Source organism: Pseudomonas sp. NBB (assembly GCF_032701105.1).
GTDB classification, from domain to species: domain Bacteria; phylum Pseudomonadota; class Gammaproteobacteria; order Pseudomonadales; family Pseudomonadaceae; genus Aquipseudomonas; species Aquipseudomonas asiatica.
In genome coordinates this window covers 5,104,593-5,123,623 of record NZ_CP103994.1, presented here as the reverse complement: position 1 = coordinate 5,123,623, position 19,031 = coordinate 5,104,593, and the positions used below count along the sequence as shown (strand labels likewise).

Here is a 19,031-nt window from a genome sequence, read left to right as displayed (position 1 = left end):
GGCTCCGCAGGGGCCGAGATATAACCAGGGGTATTTTCATGAAAGTTTTCTACGATAAAGACTGCGACCTTTCCATCATCCAGGGTAAGAAAGTCGCCATCATCGGTTACGGTTCCCAGGGCCACGCTCAGGCGTGCAACCTGAAGGACTCCGGTGTAGATGTCACCATCGGTCTGCGTAAAGGTTCGGCCACCGTTGCCAAGGCAGAAGCCCATGGCCTGAAAGTGACCGACGTTGCCTCTGCCGTCGCTGCTGCCGACCTGGTCATGATCCTGACCCCGGACGAATTCCAGGGCCAACTGTACAAGCAGGAAATCGAGCCGAACATCAAGAAGGGCGCTACCCTGGCCTTCTCCCATGGCTTCTCGATCCACTACAACCAGGTTGTTCCACGTGCCGACCTCGACGTGATCATGATCGCGCCGAAGGCCCCGGGCCACACCGTTCGTTCCGAGTTCGTCAAGGGCGGCGGTATCCCTGACCTGATCGCCATCTACCAGGACGCCTCCGGCAACGCCAAGAATGTTGCCCTGTCGTACGCTTCGGGCGTAGGCGGCGGCCGTACCGGCATCATCGAAACCACCTTCAAGGACGAGACCGAAACCGACCTGTTCGGTGAGCAGGCTGTTCTGTGTGGCGGTACCGTCGAGCTGGTCAAGGCCGGTTTCGAAACCCTGGTCGAAGCTGGCTACGCGCCGGAAATGGCCTACTTCGAGTGCCTGCACGAACTGAAGCTGATCGTTGACCTCATGTACGAAGGCGGCATCGCCAACATGAACTACTCGATCTCCAACAACGCCGAGTACGGTGAGTACGTAACCGGCCCGGAAGTCATCAACGAAGAATCCCGCAAGGCCATGCGCAATGCCCTGAAGCGCATCCAGGACGGCGAGTACGCGAAGATGTTCATCTCCGAAGGTGCTACCAACTACCCATCGATGACCGCCAAGCGCCGCAACAACGCCGCTCACGGCATCGAGATCATCGGCGAGCAGCTGCGCTCGATGATGCCGTGGATCTCGGCTAACAAAATCGTCGACAAGACCAAGAACTAAGTCTTATCGAAAGATGAAAAACGCGGCTTCGGCCGCGTTTTTTCGTTCTGACAGTCAGCTTCTGGTATAAAGCAGACCAGTGGCCTGCCGTCAGAACCTGTTTTGCAGGTCCGTGTCGAACATTTTCCATCCTGTTGCAAGGTACCCTCCATGAGCGAACGTCCCGAAGAGCCGAACAAGCCCTCCGACGCCGAAAGCCTGCTACCTGTCGATGAGCACGTTGAAGAAGGGCATGACGCCGAAGGGCGCAAGGTACGCCATCGTGGCATCTACCTGCTGCCCAACCTGTTTACCACCGCCAACCTGTTTGCCGGTTTCTATTCCATCATCAGCTCGATGAGCGCGCAGAGCGCCCTGAGTGCCGGTGACCCGCGCGAGGCGAGCAAGTACTTTGCCTTCGCTGCGATCGCCATCTTCGTGGCCATGGTGCTCGACGGCCTGGATGGCCGTGTCGCGCGCATGACCAATACACAGAGCGCCTTTGGTGCCGAGTACGACTCACTGTCGGACATGGTTGCCTTTGGTGTCGCTCCGGCCTTGCTGGCCTTTGGCTGGGCGCTGGGTGACATGGGCAAGGTTGGCTGGATGGTTGCCTTCATCTATGTGGCCGGTGCAGCACTGCGCCTGGCACGCTTCAATACCCAGGTCGGCACCGCCGACAAGCGCTACTTCATCGGCCTTGCCAGTCCTGCTGCTGCGGGTGTGGTCGCGGGTACCGTGTGGGCGTTCAGCGACTACGGCATCCAGGGCTCCAAGCTGTCGTTCCTGGTGGCGCTGCTGGTGGCTGCTGCCGGCATGCTGATGGTCAGCAACATCAAGTACAACAGCTTCAAGGAGCTGGACCTGAAGGGGCGTGTGCCGTTCGTGGCTATCCTGGCCGTGGTGCTGGTGTTTGCCGTGGTGTTCAGCGACCCGCCGCGTATCCTGCTGCTGATCTTCCTCGCCTATGCGGCTTCGGGCCCGATTCAGTTCCTGCTGAAGTCACGCCGTCGCAAAGCGTGACAATCATTTAATGCTGGAATAACCCGCCGGCTCCATAGTCTTACTGGTACATCCGTTATCCAGTGCTGTGGAGCCGCTCATGCTCATCAAGCTTCCTAGGTCTTCCGAGTGCAAAGCGTCGGAGATCACCCCCGAAGGCATCTACCTCTCCCGTCGTACCCTGCTGGGTGGCTCGTTGGCTGGCCTGGCCTTGGGCGCTTTGCCGAGCATGGCGCGCGCAGCTGAAGCCAGCCGTTACGCCGATGTCGAGGCGGGCAGGGCGCCTGGCTGGTTCAATGAAAAGCTCGCAGCTACCCGATGGCAGGCAGTAACGGTCAAGGGTGAGGCAATCACGCCGTTCAAGGATGCCACCCACTACAACAACTTCTACGAGTTCGGGCCCGACAAGGGTGACCCGGCGGCCAATGGCGACAGCCTGAAGACCGAACCGTGGAGCGTTGTGGTCGATGGCGAAGTGGGTAAGCCCGGCCGCTATGCGCTGGAGGACTTCGTCAAACCGTACCAGCTCGAGGAGCGCATCTACCGGCTGCGGTGCGTGGAGGCGTGGTCGATGGTCATTCCGTGGCTGGGCTTCCCGTTGGCGCAGGTGCTCAAGCAGGTCGAGCCGACATCCAAGGCACGTTATGTGCGCTTCGAAACCCTGAAAGACCCGGAGCACATGCCGGGGCAGCGTTCGGGGTTCGCCTTGATCGACTGGCCTTATAGAGAAGGCTTGCGCCTGGATGAGGCAATGCATCCTTTAGCGATCCTGGCGGTCGGGATGTATGGCCGGGAGCTGCCCAACCAGAATGGCGCACCGTTGCGGCTGGTGGTGCCGTGGAAGTATGGCTTCAAGAGCATCAAGTCGATTGTGCGTATCAGTCTGGTGGCGGAGCAGCCGGGCACCACCTGGGAAGGGCTGGCGCCGGATGAATATGGGTTCTATGCCAATGTGAACCCGACGGTCGACCACCCGCGTTGGAGCCAGGCGCGTGAACGGCGGCTGCCCAGCGGGCTGTTCAGTCCCAATGTGCGGGAAACCCAGATGTTCAATGGCTATGCCGATGAAGTGGCGTCGCTGTATACCGGGCTTGATCTGCGGAAGAACTACTGATGCGTTACCCCTGGTTTCGTCTGGCCATCTTCATCGTGGGATGCCTGTTCCCAGTCTGGTGGTTGTATGAGGCGGCGATGAATCTGCTAGGGCCTGATCCCGGAAAGATCATGATGGACCGGCTTGGGCTCGGGGCGCTGACCTTCCTGCTGGTTACCTTGGGCATGACGCCGCTGCAGAAGCTGACGGGATGGTCGGGCTGGATCGTGGTGCGCCGGCAACTGGGGTTATGGGTGTTTGCCTATATCGTGCTGCACATCCTGGCTTACCTGTTCTTTATCCTTGGGCTGGACTGGGGGCAGTTGGCGGTGGAGTTGCGCAAGCGGCCATACATAATTGTGGGTGCGCTTGGGTTTCTTGGATTGCTGGCCCTGGCGGTTACCTCGAATCGGTATAGCCAGCGGCGCCTGGGTGTGCGTTGGAAGAAGCTGCACCGGTTGGTGTACGTGATACTTGGGTTGGGGTTGCTGCATTTCTTGTGGATCGTGCGCTCGGATCTGCGGGAGTGGGCTATCTATGCGGTTATTGGGGCTGTGTTGATGGTGTTGCGGGTTCCCGCGGTTTCGCGGGTGCTGCCCAGGGTTGGTCGGAGGCAGGGGAGGGTGGTTTGAGCGTTTACTTCAATTTCTTGAAATTAAAGGTTGACGCCCTCTCGAATCCCCTTATAATGCGCCCCACTTCCAGCGACATCGGAACGACAAACTTATTGAAATTCAACAAGTTAGGTTGTTCGGAAAGAGTTGAAAGGGCTACTATCAAATGATCGGCAGCGGTTGAGATGATGGTTGACAGCGTTTCTAAACGCTATATGATTCGCCTCCCGCTACGAGAGATCGCAGCGAGTCAAGTGTTTGAAGCTAAACGAGTTTCTCGCAAAAAACTTCAAAATAAACGCTTGACAGCAAATGAGGGAGGCGTAGAATGCGCGCCTCGGTTGAGACGAAACGCTCTTAACCAAACGCTCTTTAACAAATCGAATCAAGCAATTCGTGTGGGTGCTTGTGAGTACGGACTGATAGTCACAAAGATTATCAGCATCACAAGTGGCCATGCGAGAAATCACATAGTCATTTGAGATTGCTGAGCCAAGTTTAGGGTTTCTTAAAAACCCAAGCAGTATTGAACTGAAGAGTTTGATCATGGCTCAGATTGAACGCTGGCGGCAGGCCTAACACATGCAAGTCGAGCGGATGACGGGAGCTTGCTCCTTGATTCAGCGGCGGACGGGTGAGTAATGCCTAGGAATCTGCCTGGTAGTGGGGGACAACGTTTCGAAAGGAGCGCTAATACCGCATACGTCCTACGGGAGAAAGCAGGGGACCTTCGGGCCTTGCGCTATCAGATGAGCCTAGGTCGGATTAGCTAGTTGGTGAGGTAATGGCTCACCAAGGCGACGATCCGTAACTGGTCTGAGAGGATGATCAGTCACACTGGAACTGAGACACGGTCCAGACTCCTACGGGAGGCAGCAGTGGGGAATATTGGACAATGGGCGAAAGCCTGATCCAGCCATGCCGCGTGTGTGAAGAAGGTCTTCGGATTGTAAAGCACTTTAAGTTGGGAGGAAGGGCAGTAAGTTAATACCTTGCTGTTTTGACGTTACCGACAGAATAAGCACCGGCTAACTCTGTGCCAGCAGCCGCGGTAATACAGAGGGTGCAAGCGTTAATCGGAATTACTGGGCGTAAAGCGCGCGTAGGTGGTTCGTTAAGTTGGATGTGAAAGCCCCGGGCTCAACCTGGGAACTGCATCCAAAACTGGCGAGCTAGAGTACGGTAGAGGGTGGTGGAATTTCCTGTGTAGCGGTGAAATGCGTAGATATAGGAAGGAACACCAGTGGCGAAGGCGACCACCTGGACTGATACTGACACTGAGGTGCGAAAGCGTGGGGAGCAAACAGGATTAGATACCCTGGTAGTCCACGCCGTAAACGATGTCAACTAGCCGTTGGAATCCTTGAGATTTTAGTGGCGCAGCTAACGCATTAAGTTGACCGCCTGGGGAGTACGGCCGCAAGGTTAAAACTCAAATGAATTGACGGGGGCCCGCACAAGCGGTGGAGCATGTGGTTTAATTCGAAGCAACGCGAAGAACCTTACCAGGCCTTGACATGCAGAGAACTTTCCAGAGATGGATTGGTGCCTTCGGGAACTCTGACACAGGTGCTGCATGGCTGTCGTCAGCTCGTGTCGTGAGATGTTGGGTTAAGTCCCGTAACGAGCGCAACCCTTGTCCTTAGTTACCAGCACGTTATGGTGGGCACTCTAAGGAGACTGCCGGTGACAAACCGGAGGAAGGTGGGGATGACGTCAAGTCATCATGGCCCTTACGGCCTGGGCTACACACGTGCTACAATGGTCGGTACAGAGGGTTGCCAAGCCGCGAGGTGGAGCTAATCTCACAAAACCGATCGTAGTCCGGATCGCAGTCTGCAACTCGACTGCGTGAAGTCGGAATCGCTAGTAATCGCGAATCAGAATGTCGCGGTGAATACGTTCCCGGGCCTTGTACACACCGCCCGTCACACCATGGGAGTGGGTTGCACCAGAAGTAGCTAGTCTAACCTTCGGGAGGACGGTTACCACGGTGTGATTCATGACTGGGGTGAAGTCGTAACAAGGTAGCCGTAGGGGAACCTGCGGCTGGATCACCTCCTTAATCGACGACATCAGCCTGCTGATGAGCACCCACACGAATTGCTTGATTCATTGTAGAAGACGATGCTGTAACGCGACCCTGTTATAGGTCTGTAGCTCAGTTGGTTAGAGCGCACCCCTGATAAGGGTGAGGTCGGCAGTTCAAATCTGCCCAGACCTACCATTACACGGTTCAGCCGTAGAATACACGGGGCCATAGCTCAGCTGGGAGAGCGCCTGCCTTGCACGCAGGAGGTCAGCGGTTCGATCCCGCTTGGCTCCACCACTTTCGCCGTACGCAGTAGCTTGTCAGAACTTAGAAATGAACATTCAGCTCGAATGTTGATTTCTGGCTTTTGTCAGATCGTTCTTTAAAAATTCGGATATGTGATAGATATAGACTGATGGCCAGTTTCACTGCTGGTTAATCAGGCTAAGGTAAAATTTGTGAGTTCTGCTCGAAAGAGCAACATGCGAATTTTCGGCGAATGTCGTCTTCACAGTATAACCAGATTGCTTGGGGTTATATGGTCAAGTGAAGAAGCGCATACGGTGGATGCCTTGGCAGTCAGAGGCGATGAAAGACGTGGTAGCCTGCGATAAGCTTTGGGGAGTCGGCAAACAGACTGTGATCCAGAGATCTCTGAATGGGGGAACCCACTCAGCATAAGCTGAGTATCTTGTACTGAATACATAGGTGCAAGAGGCGAACCAGGGGAACTGAAACATCTAAGTACCCTGAGGAAAAGAAATCAACCGAGATTCCCTTAGTAGTGGCGAGCGAACGGGGACCAGCCCTTAAGTTGATTTGAGATTAGTGGAACGCTCTGGAAAGTGCGGCCATAGTGGGTGATAGCCCCGTACACGAAAATCTCTTGTCAATGAAATCGAGTAGGACGGAGCACGAGAAACTTTGTCTGAATATGGGGGGACCATCCTCCAAGGCTAAATACTACTGACTGACCGATAGTGAACCAGTACCGTGAGGGAAAGGCGAAAAGAACCCCGGAGAGGGGAGTGAAATAGAACCTGAAACCGTATGCGTACAAGCAGTGGGAGCCTACTTTGTTAGGTGACTGCGTACCTTTTGTATAATGGGTCAGCGACTTATATTCAGTGGCGAGCTTAACCGAATAGGGGAGGCGTAGCGAAAGCGAGTCTTAATAGGGCGTTTAGTCGCTGGGTATAGACCCGAAACCGGGCGATCTATCCATGGGCAGGTTGAAGGTTAGGTAACACTGACTGGAGGACCGAACCGACTACCGTTGAAAAGTTAGCGGATGACCTGTGGATCGGAGTGAAAGGCTAATCAAGCTCGGAGATAGCTGGTTCTCCTCGAAAGCTATTTAGGTAGCGCCTCATGTATCACTCCAGGGGGTAGAGCACTGTTTCGGCTAGGGGGTCATCCCGACTTACCAAACCGATGCAAACTCCGAATACCTGGAAGTGCCGAGCATGGGAGACACACGGCGGGTGCTAACGTCCGTCGTGAAAAGGGAAACAACCCAGACCGTCAGCTAAGGTCCCAAAGTCATGGTTAAGTGGGAAACGATGTGGGAAGGCTTAGACAGCTAGGAGGTTGGCTTAGAAGCAGCCACCCTTTAAAGAAAGCGTAATAGCTCACTAGTCGAGTCGGCCTGCGCGGAAGATGTAACGGGGCTCAAACCATGCACCGAAGCTACGGGTGTCATCTTTGATGACGCGGTAGAGGAGCGTTCTGTAAGCCTGTGAAGGTGAGTTGAGAAGCTTGCTGGAGGTATCAGAAGTGCGAATGCTGACATGAGTAACGACAATGCGAGTGAAAAACTCGCACGCCGAAAGACCAAGGTTTCCTGCGCAACGTTAATCGACGCAGGGTTAGTCGGTCCCTAAGGCGAGGCTGAAAAGCGTAGTCGATGGAAAACAGGTTAATATTCCTGTACTTCCAGTTATTGCGATGGAGGGACGGAGAAGGTTAGGCCAGCCTGGCGTTGGTTGTCCAGGTTTAAGGTGGTAGGCTGAAATCTTAGGCAAATCCGGGATTTCAAGGCCGAGAGCTGATGACGAGTTGCCTTCAGGCGACGAAGTGGTTGATACCATGCTTCCAAGAAAAGCTCCTAAGCTTCAGATAACTGGGAACCGTACCCCAAACCGACACAGGTGGTTAGGTAGAGAATACCAAGGCGCTTGAGAGAACTCGGGTGAAGGAACTAGGCAAAATGGCACCGTAACTTCGGGAGAAGGTGCGCCGGCGAGGGTGAAGGACTTGCTCCGTAAGCCCATGCCGGTCGAAGATACCAGGCCGCTGCGACTGTTTATTAAAAACACAGCACTCTGCAAACACGAAAGTGGACGTATAGGGTGTGACGCCTGCCCGGTGCCGGAAGGTTAATTGATGGGGTTAGCGCAAGCGAAGCTCTTGATCGAAGCCCCGGTAAACGGCGGCCGTAACTATAACGGTCCTAAGGTAGCGAAATTCCTTGTCGGGTAAGTTCCGACCTGCACGAATGGCGTAACGATGGCGGCGCTGTCTCCACCCGAGACTCAGTGAAATTGAAATCGCTGTGAAGATGCAGTGTATCCGCGGCTAGACGGAAAGACCCCGTGAACCTTTACTATAGCTTTGCACTGGACTTTGAATTTGCTTGTGTAGGATAGGTGGGAGGCTTTGAAGTGGGGACGCCAGTTCTCATGGAGCCATCCTTGAAATACCACCCTGGCAACTTTGAGGTTCTAACTCAGGTCCGTTATCCGGATCGAGGACAGTGTATGGTGGGTAGTTTGACTGGGGCGGTCTCCTCCCAAAGAGTAACGGAGGAGTACGAAGGTGCGCTCAGACCGGTCGGAAATCGGTCGTAGAGTATAAAGGCAAAAGCGCGCTTGACTGCGAGACAAACACGTCGAGCAGGTACGAAAGTAGGTCTTAGTGATCCGGTGGTTCTGTATGGAAGGGCCATCGCTCAACGGATAAAAGGTACTCCGGGGATAACAGGCTGATACCGCCCAAGAGTTCATATCGACGGCGGTGTTTGGCACCTCGATGTCGGCTCATCACATCCTGGGGCTGAAGCCGGTCCCAAGGGTATGGCTGTTCGCCATTTAAAGTGGTACGCGAGCTGGGTTTAGAACGTCGTGAGACAGTTCGGTCCCTATCTGCCGTGGACGTTTGAGATTTGAGAGGGGCTGCTCCTAGTACGAGAGGACCGGAGTGGACGAACCTCTGGTGTTCCGGTTGTCACGCCAGTGGCATTGCCGGGTAGCTATGTTCGGAAGAGATAACCGCTGAAAGCATCTAAGCGGGAAACTTGCCTCAAGATGAGATCTCACTGGGATCTTGAATCCCCTAAAGGGCCGTCGAAGACTACGACGTTGATAGGTTGGGTGTGTAAGCGCTGTGAGGCGTTGAGCTAACCAATACTAATTGCCCGTGAGGCTTGACCATATAACACCCAAGCAATTTGCTAGCGCAGATTGCGGTGGTGAAGACGAAACAACCGAAAGTTCGCAACATCACAAATATCGCATATCTGGATTCGCTGGGCTGTCCATCTGGACATTCTGGCAACAGAATTTCTTGACGACCATAGAGCATTGGAACCACCTGATCCCATCCCGAACTCAGTAGTGAAACGATGCATCGCCGATGGTAGTGTGGGGTTTCCCCATGTGAGAGTAGGTCATCGTCAAGATTCATTTCGCAAAACCCCTATCTGCGCATGCAGGTAGGGGTTTTGTCTTTGTGGTGCAAAAAATCCCAAGCATACGCCGCCCCTGTGGGAGCGGGTTCACCCGCGAATGCCGGCAAAGCCGGTGCCATCCACCGCGTCGCTTGCTTCGCGGCTAAAGCCGCTCCCACAGGGACGGCGCAAGGCCGCTAACAGGGTTCCACCGATGCCTTGTCAATCGGCTAGTGGCACTGCGCCATACTCTCCGTATCGTACCTACGTGATATCGTTTCCCCTCAGCCCCCAGCGCCAGCCAGAGACCTCCCGATGCCCAATACCACTCACCTCCACCCTGGCTTCATGATCGTCCACGGCAACCGCCTCGACGACCTGCGCAGCTTGGTGGTGAGCTGGATGCGTCGCTATCCCTTGGCACCTCTGGAAAACGAAATCGCCTTGGTGCAAAGCAATGGCATCGCCCAATGGCTCAAGCTGGCTCTTGCCGAAGACCCTCAGGACGATGACCAGGGCGGCTGTGGCATCGCCGCCGCCATCGATGTGCAACTGCCAGGCAGCTTCATGTGGCAGCTTTACCGCAGCGTGCTGGGCCGTGACGAAATTCCCGAAGTCTCCCTGCTCGACAAGGCACCGCTGACCTGGCGTCTGATGCGTCTGCTCCCGGCTTTGATCGAACGTCCTCACTTCGAACCGCTGCGACGCTTCCTCACCGACGACAGCGACCTGCGCAAGCGCTATCAGCTCGCCGAGCGCCTGGCCGACCTGTTCGACCAGTATCAGGTCTACCGCGCCGACTGGCTCAAGGATTGGGCCGCTGGCGAGCACGTCCTCAACACCGCCCGCGCTGAACGCAAGGCGCTGCCCCCGGGCAACCGCTGGCAGGCCGAGTTGTGGCGTGCATTGCTGGAGGATGTTGGTGAGCAGGGCATGGCGCAGAGCCGTGCCGGCGTACATCAACGCTTCATCGAACGGATCAATAGCCTGGAGCAGGCACCTGCCGGTCTGCCGGCCCGGGTGATCGTATTCGGTATCTCATCGCTGCCAGCCCAGGCCCTCGAGGCACTGGCCGGCCTGGCACGCTTCAGCCAGGTGCTACTGTGCGTGCACAACCCCTGCCGCCACCACTGGGCCGATATCGTTGCCGACAAGGACCTGCTGCGCCACCAGTACAAGCGCCAGCAGCGCAAGCAGGGCATGCCCTTGCAACTGGACGACCAGTCGCTGCACCAGCATGCCCACCCTTTGCTGGCCGCCTGGGGCAAACAAGGCCGCGATTACATCAACCTGCTCGACAGCTACGATGACCCCAGCAGTTACCAGGGCGTGTTCAGCGACGGTCGCATCGACCTATTCAGTGAGGGCTCGCCCACCACGCTGCTCAACCAGTTGCAGGACGACATCCTTGAACTGCGTCCGCTCGCCGAAACTCGTGAGCAGTGGCATCCAGTCGACCCAGCGAAGGACCGCTCGATCCGCTTCCACATCGCCCATAGCCCGCAACGCGAAGTGGAGATCCTTCACGATCAGTTACTGGCCCGGTTCAGCGCAGACCCAACCCTGCGCCCACGTGACGTGATCGTCATGCTGCCGGCCATCGATACCTACGCGCCGCATATTCGCGCCGTATTCGGCCAGTTGCAGCGCAACGATCCGCGCTACATCCCGTTCACCCTGACCGACCAGGGCCAACGTGGCCGCGAACCCTTGCTGATTGCCCTCGAACACCTGCTCAAGCTGCCGGACAGCCGCTTCGCGGTCAGCGAAGTGCTCGACCTGCTGGATGTGCCGGCAGTCCGCGCCCGTTTCGGCATACGCGAAAACGACCTGCCCACGCTGCACCGCTGGATCGAGGGGGCCGGCATCCGCTGGGGCCTCAATGCCGAGCAGCGGGCCAGCCTGGGCTTGCCCGCTGGGCTGGAACAGAACAGCTGGCGGTTCGGCCTGCGGCGCATGCTGCTGGGTTATGCCGTCGGCGTGGGTGAGGCCTGTGACGGCATCGAACCCTACGATGAAATCGGTGGCCTGGATGCGGCGCTGATCGGCCCGCTGGTCGCCTTGCTCGACGCCCTCGAAGTAGCCAGCAAGGCCTTGTCCGAGCCTGCCACTGTCAGCCAGTGGGGGGAACGCCTGCATGCCTTGCTGCAAGTGTTTTTCCTGGCCGAGGGCGAGCGCGACGAGTTCCTGCTGATGCAGTTGCAGGATTTGCGTGATAGCTGGCTTGAGGTGTGCGAGGCCGTCGGCCTGCAAGACCCATTGCCGCTGACCGTGGTGCGCGAAGCCTGGCTGTCGGGCCTCGACCAGGGCAAGTTGTCCCAGCGCTTCCTCGCCGGCTCGGTGAACTTCTGTACCCTCATGCCGATGCGCGCCATCCCGTTCCGGGTGGTCTGCCTGCTGGGCATGAACGATGGCGATTACCCCCGCGCTCAGCAGCCGCTGGACTTCGACCTGATGGCCAGCGACTACCGCCCCGGTGACCGCTCGCGCCGCGAGGATGACCGCTACCTGCTGCTCGAAGCATTGTTGTCGGCCCGCGACCAGCTGTATGTCAGCTGGGTCGGGCGCAGCATTCGCGACAACAGCGAACGCCCGGCCTCGGTGCTCATCGGCCAGTTGCGCGATCACCTTGCAGCCGGCTGGCAGCTGGCAGGCGCGGAGCAGGGGCAGCCGGCAGAACCGGGCGAGCAACTGCTGCACGCACTGACCCAGGAGCACCCGCTGCAACCGTTCAGTTCACGCTACTTCCAGAAGGGCAGCCCGCTGTTCAGCTTTGCCCACGAATGGCAGGTGTTGCACCAGCAGGGCCAGGAGGACCAGCAGGCTGACCCCGTCCTGCCGCCATACCATGACGAGGAGGCCTTGAGCCTGACCCAGCTGAATGACTTCCTGCGCCACCCGGTGCGGCATTTCTTCAGCCAGCGTCTGAAGGTGTACTTCGAAGCGCTGGAAGCACCGACCCCGGACGAGGAACCCTTCGTCCTCGATATCCTGCAACGATACGGCGCCAGTGAAAGCCTGTTGGGTGCAGCGCTGGCCGAGCCGGACAATGCCGAACAGGCCCTGCAGGCACAAGCACGGCGCTTGCAGGCCTGTGGCGTGCTGCCACTGGCCGGCTTCGGCGAACTGCTGCAGCGCGAGCTGATCGAGCCCCTTCCAGGCCTGCTGCAACGCCACCGCCAGCTATTGCAACGCTGGCCGCAGCTGGTCGAGGGGGCATTGCCAGTGCATTTCGAGCACGGCCCGCACCGCCTCGAAGGGTGGCTTGGGCGGGTATTCCAGGCAGATGACCAGAGCCTGCTCAGCATCACCACCGTACCCAACACTATCAGTGCCGGGCGTAACGCCCTCAAGTGGCACCGACTGATCGCGCCCTGGGTCACGCACCTGGCGGCCTGCGCGGCGGGCTACCCGTATAACAGCGCGCTGGTGGCCAGCGACTTGACCCTACTGCTTGAGCCACTGCCGCAAGCGCAGGCGGCGCAATTGCTGGGCGACCTGCTGGTAGCCCGTCAGGCGGCGATGAATGCGCCGTTGCCGGTCGCGGCCAAGACCGCGTTCGCCTGGCTGGCCCAGGACGATAGCGACAAAGCCCTGGCTGCTGCCGCCCGCGCCTACGAAGGCGATGAGCGCACCAGCTTCGGCGAGCGCAGTGAAAGCATCGCCCTGGCCCGGCAGTTCCGCGACTTTGCCGCACTCACCGCTGATGAAACCTTCGAAGGCTGGTGCGAAGCCTTGTACCGCCCATTGTTCAACGCCCCGTGGCAGACCCTGGGCAACCCGGAGAAAGGCGCATGACCCAGGACCGTCCCCTGGCACTGAGTTTCCCCCTGCACGGCAGCCAGCTGATCGAGGCAAGCGCCGGCACGGGCAAGACCTTCACCATTTCGGCGCTGTACCTGCGTCTGATCCTCGGTCACGGTGGCGAGCAGGGCTTCAACCGCGAGCTGCTACCACCGCAGATCCTCGTGGTGACCTTCACCGACGCCGCCACCAAAGAGCTGCGCGAACGTATCCGCGCCCGCCTGGCCGAAGCTGCGCGGTTCTTCCGTGGCGAGCTGGAGGCGGCCGACCCGCTGCTGCATCAGCTGCGTGACGATTACCCGGAAGAAACCTGGCCACGCTGTGCCGGGCGCCTGGAAATCGCCGTGCAGTGGATGGACGAGGCAGCGGTATCGACCATCCATGGCTGGTGCCAGCGCATGCTGCGCGAACATGCCTTCGACAGCGGCAGCCTGTTCACCCAGACCCTGGAAACAGACCACAGCGAACTGCTGGGTCAGGTCATGCGCGACTACTGGCGGCGCTTCTGCTACGGCATGCAAGGCGACGCGCTGGCCTGGGTGCGTGGCCACTGGGGCAGCCCCGACGCCTTGCTGCCGCGGATCCGCCCGCTGTTCGGTCGCGTGCGCGTCCAGCACGATGGGCCCGAGCCGGCGGCACTGATCCAGGCATCGCTGCAGCAACGTGGCGAGCAGTTGGCCCGGCTCAAGGCGCCTTGGGCGCAATGGGCCGAGGAGTTGCGCCAGATCTGCCGTGATGCACTGGCCGCCAAACAGGTCGATGGCCGCAAGATGCAGGCCCGTTACTTCGAGCCCTGGTTCGACAAACTCTGCGCCTGGGCCGCAAACGAACAACTGGTGGAACTTGACCTGGGCACCGGCTTTACCCGCCTGACCCCAGCGGGCATGGCCGAAGCCTGGAAGGGCGAGCCACCCGAGCACCCGGCCCTCAACGCCATGCAGAGTTTGCAGCAACAGTTACAGGCCCTGGACAGCCCGGATGCCCCATTGCTCGAGCATGCCGCCAACTGGGTAGCGGCACGCTTCGAAGTGGAGAAGCGTCGGCGCGCGGAAATGGGCTTCGACGACATGCTCCTGCGCCTGCAGCACGCCCTGGCCAGCGAGGCTGGCGATCGCTTGGCCAGCCTGATCCGCGAACAGTTCCCGGTGGCGTTGATCGACGAGTTCCAGGACACCGACCCGGTGCAGTACGGCATCTTCGAGCGCATCTACCAGATCAGCGAAAACCGCGCCGAAACCGGCCTGTTCATGATCGGCGACCCCAAGCAGGCGATCTATGCCTTCCGTGGCGCCGACATCTACACCTACCTTGCTGCCCGCCGTGCCACCAGTGGTCGCCTGCACAGCCTGGACACCAACTACCGCTCCAGCAAGGCCATGGTCGCGGCGGTCAACCAGGTGTTCCTGCAGGCCGAGGCGCGTGAGGCAGGGCGTGGCGCATTCCTGTTCCGCGAGGCTGATGACAACCCGCTGCCGTTCATCGAGGTCCGCGCCAAAGGCCGTAGCGAACAGCTGTTGATCGACGGTGAAGCCTGCGCAGCCCTGCAATGCTGGCATCTGGAAAGCGAAGAGCCGGTCTCCGGCAGCGTTTACCGGCAGCAGCTGGCAGCCAGTTGCGCCAGCCATATCGTCGCCTTGCTCAATGGCGGCCAGCAAGGCACGGCTGGTTTCCAGAATGCCGAGGGCGAACTACGCCCGTGCCTGCCATCGGACATCGCCATCCTGGTGCGCGATGGCCATGAGGCGCAGATGGTCCGCGCCGAGCTTGCCGCGCGCGAGGTGCGTAGTGTGTACCTGTCCGACAAGGACTCGGTATTCGCCGCCCAGGAAGCCCACGACCTGTTGGCCTGGCTAAAGGCCTGTGCCGAACCCGACTCGGAGCGCCTGCTCAAGGCCGCCCTGGCCAGCCTTACCCTCGATCTGTCGCTGGCTGCGCTGGACCGCCTGAACCAGGACGAGCGGGTCTGGGAAGACTGGGTCATGCGTTTTCGCCGTTACCGCGACACCTGGCAGCGTCAGGGCGTGTTGCCGATGCTGCGGCACCTGCTGCATGACTTCCAGCTGCCGCGCACGCTGATCCGCCGCAGCGATGGCGAGCGGGTGCTGACCAACCTGCTGCACCTGGCCGAGCTGCTGCAACAGGCCGCCGGCGAACTGGACGGCGAACAGGCGCTGATCCGCCACCTGGCCGAGCACCTGGCCAGTTCCGGCCAGGCTGGTGAAGAGCAGATCCTGCGCCTGGAGAGTGACGAGCAGTTGGTGAAAGTGGTGACCATCCACAAATCCAAGGGCCTGGAATACCCCTTGGTCTACATGCCGTTCATCTGCACCAACAAACCAGTGGACGGCACCCGCCTGCCGCTGGCCTGGCATGATAGCCAGGGCAACGCCCATCTCACCCTCACACCAGACCAGGAACAGATCGACCGCGCCGACGACGAGCGCCTGGCCGAAGACCTGCGCCTGCTCTACGTGGCCCTGACCCGTGCCCAGCATGCCTGCTGGCTGGGTGTCGCCGACCTCAAGCGGGGCAACCAGAAGAGCTCGCAACTGCACCGCTCGGCGTTCGGCTACCTGCTGGGTGGCGGCCTCGCCCTGCCGGGCTCGCAACAACTGACGGACTGGTTGCAGGCCTTGGCCAAGACCTGCCCGCACATCTCTTGCCCGAGCCTGCCGCCGGCAGATGAGCAGGTGTATCGCATGCCGCACGCCGAGCATGAGCTGCTACCTGCCCGCAAGCCGCGCCGCGCGGTGGGCGCCGAGCATTGGTGGATTGCCTCGTACAGTGCCCTGCGCGTCGGCGACCAGACCCTCGGTGCCGACAGCTCCCAGGCCCAGCAGTTACTGGATGATGAAGTGGTCGATACCCAGATGCTGCGCGAGGTCCCGGCCGACAGTGGCGATATTCACCGCTTCCCGCGCGGGCCCAACCCCGGCACCTTCCTGCATGGCTTGCTGGAATGGGTTGGCCGCGAGGGTTTCAGCCAGGTCAGCGGCAATGCACGGCTGATCGAGCGAACCGTTGGCCAGCGCTGCAACCGTCGCGACTGGACCGGCTGGATTCCCACCCTGACGCACTGGCTGCAGCGCCTGCTGGGCGAAGCGCTGCCGTTGCCGGGCAACCACCTCGGTGTAACGCTCGGGCAGCTGCGCCACTACCAGATCGAAATGGAGTTCTGGTTCGCCAGCCACCAGGTCGATGCCGAACAACTCGACCGCCTGGTGGCACGCCACACCCACCCCGGCCTGGCACGCCCGGCGGCGCAGCCGACTGTGCTCAATGGCATGTTCAAAGGTTTCATCGACCTGGCCTTCGAGCTGGACGGGCGTTACTACGTGACCGACTACAAGTCCAACTGGCTGGGGCCGGACATTCAGGCCTACGATGCCCAGGCCATGGAAAAGTCCATCCTCGAACATCGCTACGACCTGCAGTACGTGCTGTACCTGCTGGCCCTGCATCGCCAGTTGCGCGCCCGCCTGCCTGACTACGACTACGACCGCCATGTTGGCGGCGCCCTGTTCATCTTCCTGCGAGGTGCCAGCAGCAGCGGCCACGGCGTTTACCACGCCAAGCCACCGCGTGAGCTGATCGAAAGCCTCGATGCGCTGTTCCGTGGTGAGCATCCGCCCGTACAGCAGGACCTGTTTGCCGGAGCCGTGATATGAGCCGAAGCCTAGTCGACCTGTTGCCCACCCCGCTGCACGCCGAGCACCTGCTTGCATTGGCGCCACAGCATGACAGCGGTGACCTGCTGCAACTGCTCGACCGCTGGGTAGAGCGCGGCTGGCTGCGTGCCCTGGACCGAGCGTTCGTATCATTCCTGGAGGAGCTAGCCCCCGGTAGTGACCCACTGCTGTTGCTGGCCGCCGCCCTGGCCAGCCACCAACTGGGCCACGGCCATGTCTGCCTCGACCTGCAGCAGACCCTGGCCGAGCCCGATTTCGCCCTGTCCTTGCCGCCTGAAGGCGACGCCTTGACCGGCCCCTTGCTGCTGCCTTCGCAGTTGCTCGCCGACCTCGACCTGCACGCCTGGCGCCAGCGCATTGCCGCCAGTCCGCTAGTGGCCGCCGGCGATACTTCGGGGCAGCAAGCGCGGCCTCTGGTGCTCAGCGGAGAGCGCCTGTACTTGCGCCGTTACTGGAGTTACGAGCGGCGCATCGACCATACACTTCGCCAGCGCCTGACCCAGTCCGAAGCGCCCCCGGCCGACTTGCGTGGCCGCCTGGCGCAGCTGTTTGACGGCGGTACGCCGGCTGGCCAGGTGGACTGGCAGAAGCTCGCCTGCGCCCTTGCCACCCGCGCAGGCTTCAGCATCATCACCGGCGGCCCCGGCACGGGCAAGACAACCACCGTGGTACGCCTTTTGGCCTTGCTGCAGGCGCCGGCGGTGGAGCAGGGCAGGCCATTGCGCATTCGCCTGGCCGCGCCGACCGGCAAGGCGGCCGCGCGCCTGACCGAATCCATTGGCCAGCAGGTCGAGCGCCTGCAGGTCAGCGCCGAGGTGCGCGGGCAGATCCCCACCGAGGTCAGCACCGTGCACCGCCTGCTCGGCAGCCGCCCCGGTTCGCGGCACTTCCGCCACCATGCCGGCAACCCGCTGCCGTTGGACGTGCTGGTGGTCGACGAAGCGTCGATGATCGACCTGGAAATGATGGCCAACCTGCTCGATGCCCTGCCGCCACGGGCACGTCTGGTACTGCTGGGCGACAAGGACCAGCTGGCCTCGGTCGAAGCCGGTGCGGTACTGGGTGACCTGTGCCGGGATGCCGAGGAGGGCTGTTACTCGTCGGCGACCGAGGCATGGCTGGAGCAGATCGGTGGCGAGTCGCTGGCGGGCAGCGGCCTCAAGGCCGGCGATGAGCAACGCAACCCGTTGGCCCAGCAGGTGGTGATGCTGCGCTTCTCGCGGCGTTTTGGCGAAGGCAGCGGCATTGGCCAACTGGCCCGGCTGGTCAATCGCCAGGACTCCCACGCGGCCCGCAACCTGTTGGCCACGCCGCCGCCCGATGTGCATAGCCTGGCCCTGAAGCACGAACAGGACCGCGCCTTCGACCGCCTGCTGCTCGACGGGCTGAACCGCGGCAGCGACGGCCCGCAGGGTTATCGCAGCTATCTGCGCACCCTTGGCCGCTTCCGCCCGGCACTCGATACCGCCGTTGACGACCCCGCCTGGGAGCAATGGGCGGGCAAGGTGCTGCACAGCTTCGAAGACTTCCAGCTGCTGTGTGCGGTACGCCGCGGCGCCTGGGGTGTCGAAGGCCTCAACGAGCGGGTGGCGCGGGTACTGCACAATGCCGGGCTGATCGACAGCCAGCAGCCCTGGTACGAAGGGCGCCCGGTGCTGGTCACCCGCAATGACTACGGCCTGGGCCTGATGAACGGTGACATCGGCATCGCCCTGCGCCTGCCGGACGAGCGCGGCGAACCCTTACTGCGCGTGGCCTTCCCGCGTAACGACGGCAGTGGGGGCGTGCGCTTCGTCCTGCCCAGCCGGCTGAACGAAGTGGAAACGGTATTCGCCATGACCGTGCACAAGTCCCAGGGCTCGGAGTTCAGCCACACCGCGCTGGTGCTGCCGGATGCGCTCAACCCGGTGCTGACCAAGGAACTGGTATACACCGGCATCACCCGCGCCAAGCATTGCTTCAGCCTGGTCGAGCCTCGCCAGGGTATTTTCGAAGAAGCGGTCGCGCGCAAGGTACGGCGTATTTCCGGATTGATGCTGGAGCAGGTCTGACCCTGTAGTGAGCCAATAGGAGATCCCTTGTGGGAGCGGGCGCAG

The 19,031-nt window shown here is 60.3% G+C and carries 7 protein-coding genes, 2 tRNA genes and 3 rRNA genes; all 12 read left to right on the top strand.

From position 1 onward, the window contains the following. Nucleotides 1-38 precede the first annotated feature (38 nt). The 12 genes from ilvC to recD all read left to right on the top strand — a co-directional run bounded on the left by ilvC (nt 39) and on the right by recD (nt 18,986). The gene (ilvC, locus tag NY023_RS23710) at nt 39-1,055 is read left to right on the top strand and encodes a ketol-acid reductoisomerase (RefSeq protein ID WP_013974255.1); all 1,017 of its coding nucleotides are present in this window, start codon (nt 39-41) and stop codon (nt 1,053-1,055) included. Nucleotides 1,056-1,205: 150 nt separating this feature from the next. Then, a complete protein-coding gene (pssA, locus tag NY023_RS23705; RefSeq protein WP_009685387.1) occupies nt 1,206-2,057 on the top strand; it encodes a CDP-diacylglycerol--serine O-phosphatidyltransferase in 852 nt (283 codons plus the stop codon). Nucleotides 2,058-2,136: 79 nt separating this feature from the next. Beyond that, entirely contained in the window at nt 2,137-3,150 is a 1,014-nt protein-coding gene (gene msrP / locus NY023_RS23700) for a protein-methionine-sulfoxide reductase catalytic subunit MsrP (RefSeq protein WP_015271833.1), read from the top strand. After that, entirely contained in the window at nt 3,150-3,761 is a 612-nt protein-coding gene (gene msrQ, locus NY023_RS23695) for a protein-methionine-sulfoxide reductase heme-binding subunit MsrQ (protein ID WP_013974253.1), read from the top strand. The genes msrP and msrQ overlap by 1 nt, the downstream gene beginning before the upstream one ends. Before the next feature lie 510 nt (nt 3,762-4,271). Then, nucleotides 4,272-5,808, top strand: a 16S ribosomal RNA gene (locus NY023_RS23690). An 85-nt stretch (nt 5,809-5,893) separates the two neighbouring features. Then, nucleotides 5,894-5,970: transfer RNA gene (locus NY023_RS23685), tRNA-Ile, on the top strand. A 26-nt stretch (nt 5,971-5,996) separates the two neighbouring features. Next, nucleotides 5,997-6,072 (top strand) — tRNA-Ala (locus tag NY023_RS23680). A 243-nt stretch (nt 6,073-6,315) separates the two neighbouring features. Then, nucleotides 6,316-9,207: ribosomal RNA gene (locus NY023_RS23675) — 23S ribosomal RNA — on the top strand. Nucleotides 9,208-9,338: 131 nt separating this feature from the next. Continuing rightward, nucleotides 9,339-9,454: ribosomal RNA gene (gene rrf / locus NY023_RS23670) — 5S ribosomal RNA — on the top strand. Together the 16S, 23S and 5S rRNA genes with 2 tRNA genes alongside form the textbook arrangement of a ribosomal RNA operon. A gap of 303 nt (nt 9,455-9,757) precedes the next feature. After that, on the top strand, nt 9,758-13,240 hold the full coding sequence (recC, locus tag NY023_RS23665) for an exodeoxyribonuclease V subunit gamma (RefSeq protein WP_023662317.1): 3,483 nt from the start codon (nt 9,758-9,760) through the stop codon (nt 13,238-13,240). Then, nucleotides 13,237-16,914, top strand: coding sequence for an exodeoxyribonuclease V subunit beta (recB, locus tag NY023_RS23660; protein WP_013974251.1), 3,678 nt, complete (start codon nt 13,237-13,239; stop codon nt 16,912-16,914). Before recC ends, recB begins: the two co-directional genes overlap by 4 nt. Further along, nucleotides 16,911-18,986: an exodeoxyribonuclease V subunit alpha gene (gene recD, locus NY023_RS23655; protein WP_013974250.1), complete on the top strand. Its 2,076-nt coding sequence runs from the start codon at nt 16,911-16,913 to the stop codon at nt 18,984-18,986. Before recB ends, recD begins: the two co-directional genes overlap by 4 nt. Nucleotides 18,987-19,031 lie beyond the last annotated feature (45 nt).

Excerpts from the sequence above, each read along its gene's own strand:
- recD (WP_013974250.1), top strand. The coding sequence starts at position 16,911 with ATGAGCCGAAGCCTAGTCGACCTGTTGCCCACCCCGCTGCACGCCGAG.
- msrP (WP_015271833.1), top strand. The coding sequence starts at position 2,137 with ATGCTCATCAAGCTTCCTAGGTCTTCCGAGTGCAAAGCGTCGGAGATC.
- recC (WP_023662317.1), top strand. The coding sequence starts at position 9,758 with ATGCCCAATACCACTCACCTCCACCCTGGCTTCATGATCGTCCACGGC.
- recB (WP_013974251.1), top strand. The coding sequence starts at position 13,237 with ATGACCCAGGACCGTCCCCTGGCACTGAGTTTCCCCCTGCACGGCAGC.
- msrQ (WP_013974253.1), top strand. The coding sequence starts at position 3,150 with ATGCGTTACCCCTGGTTTCGTCTGGCCATCTTCATCGTGGGATGCCTG.
- pssA (WP_009685387.1), top strand. The coding sequence starts at position 1,206 with ATGAGCGAACGTCCCGAAGAGCCGAACAAGCCCTCCGACGCCGAAAGC.
- ilvC (WP_013974255.1), top strand. The coding sequence starts at position 39 with ATGAAAGTTTTCTACGATAAAGACTGCGACCTTTCCATCATCCAGGGT.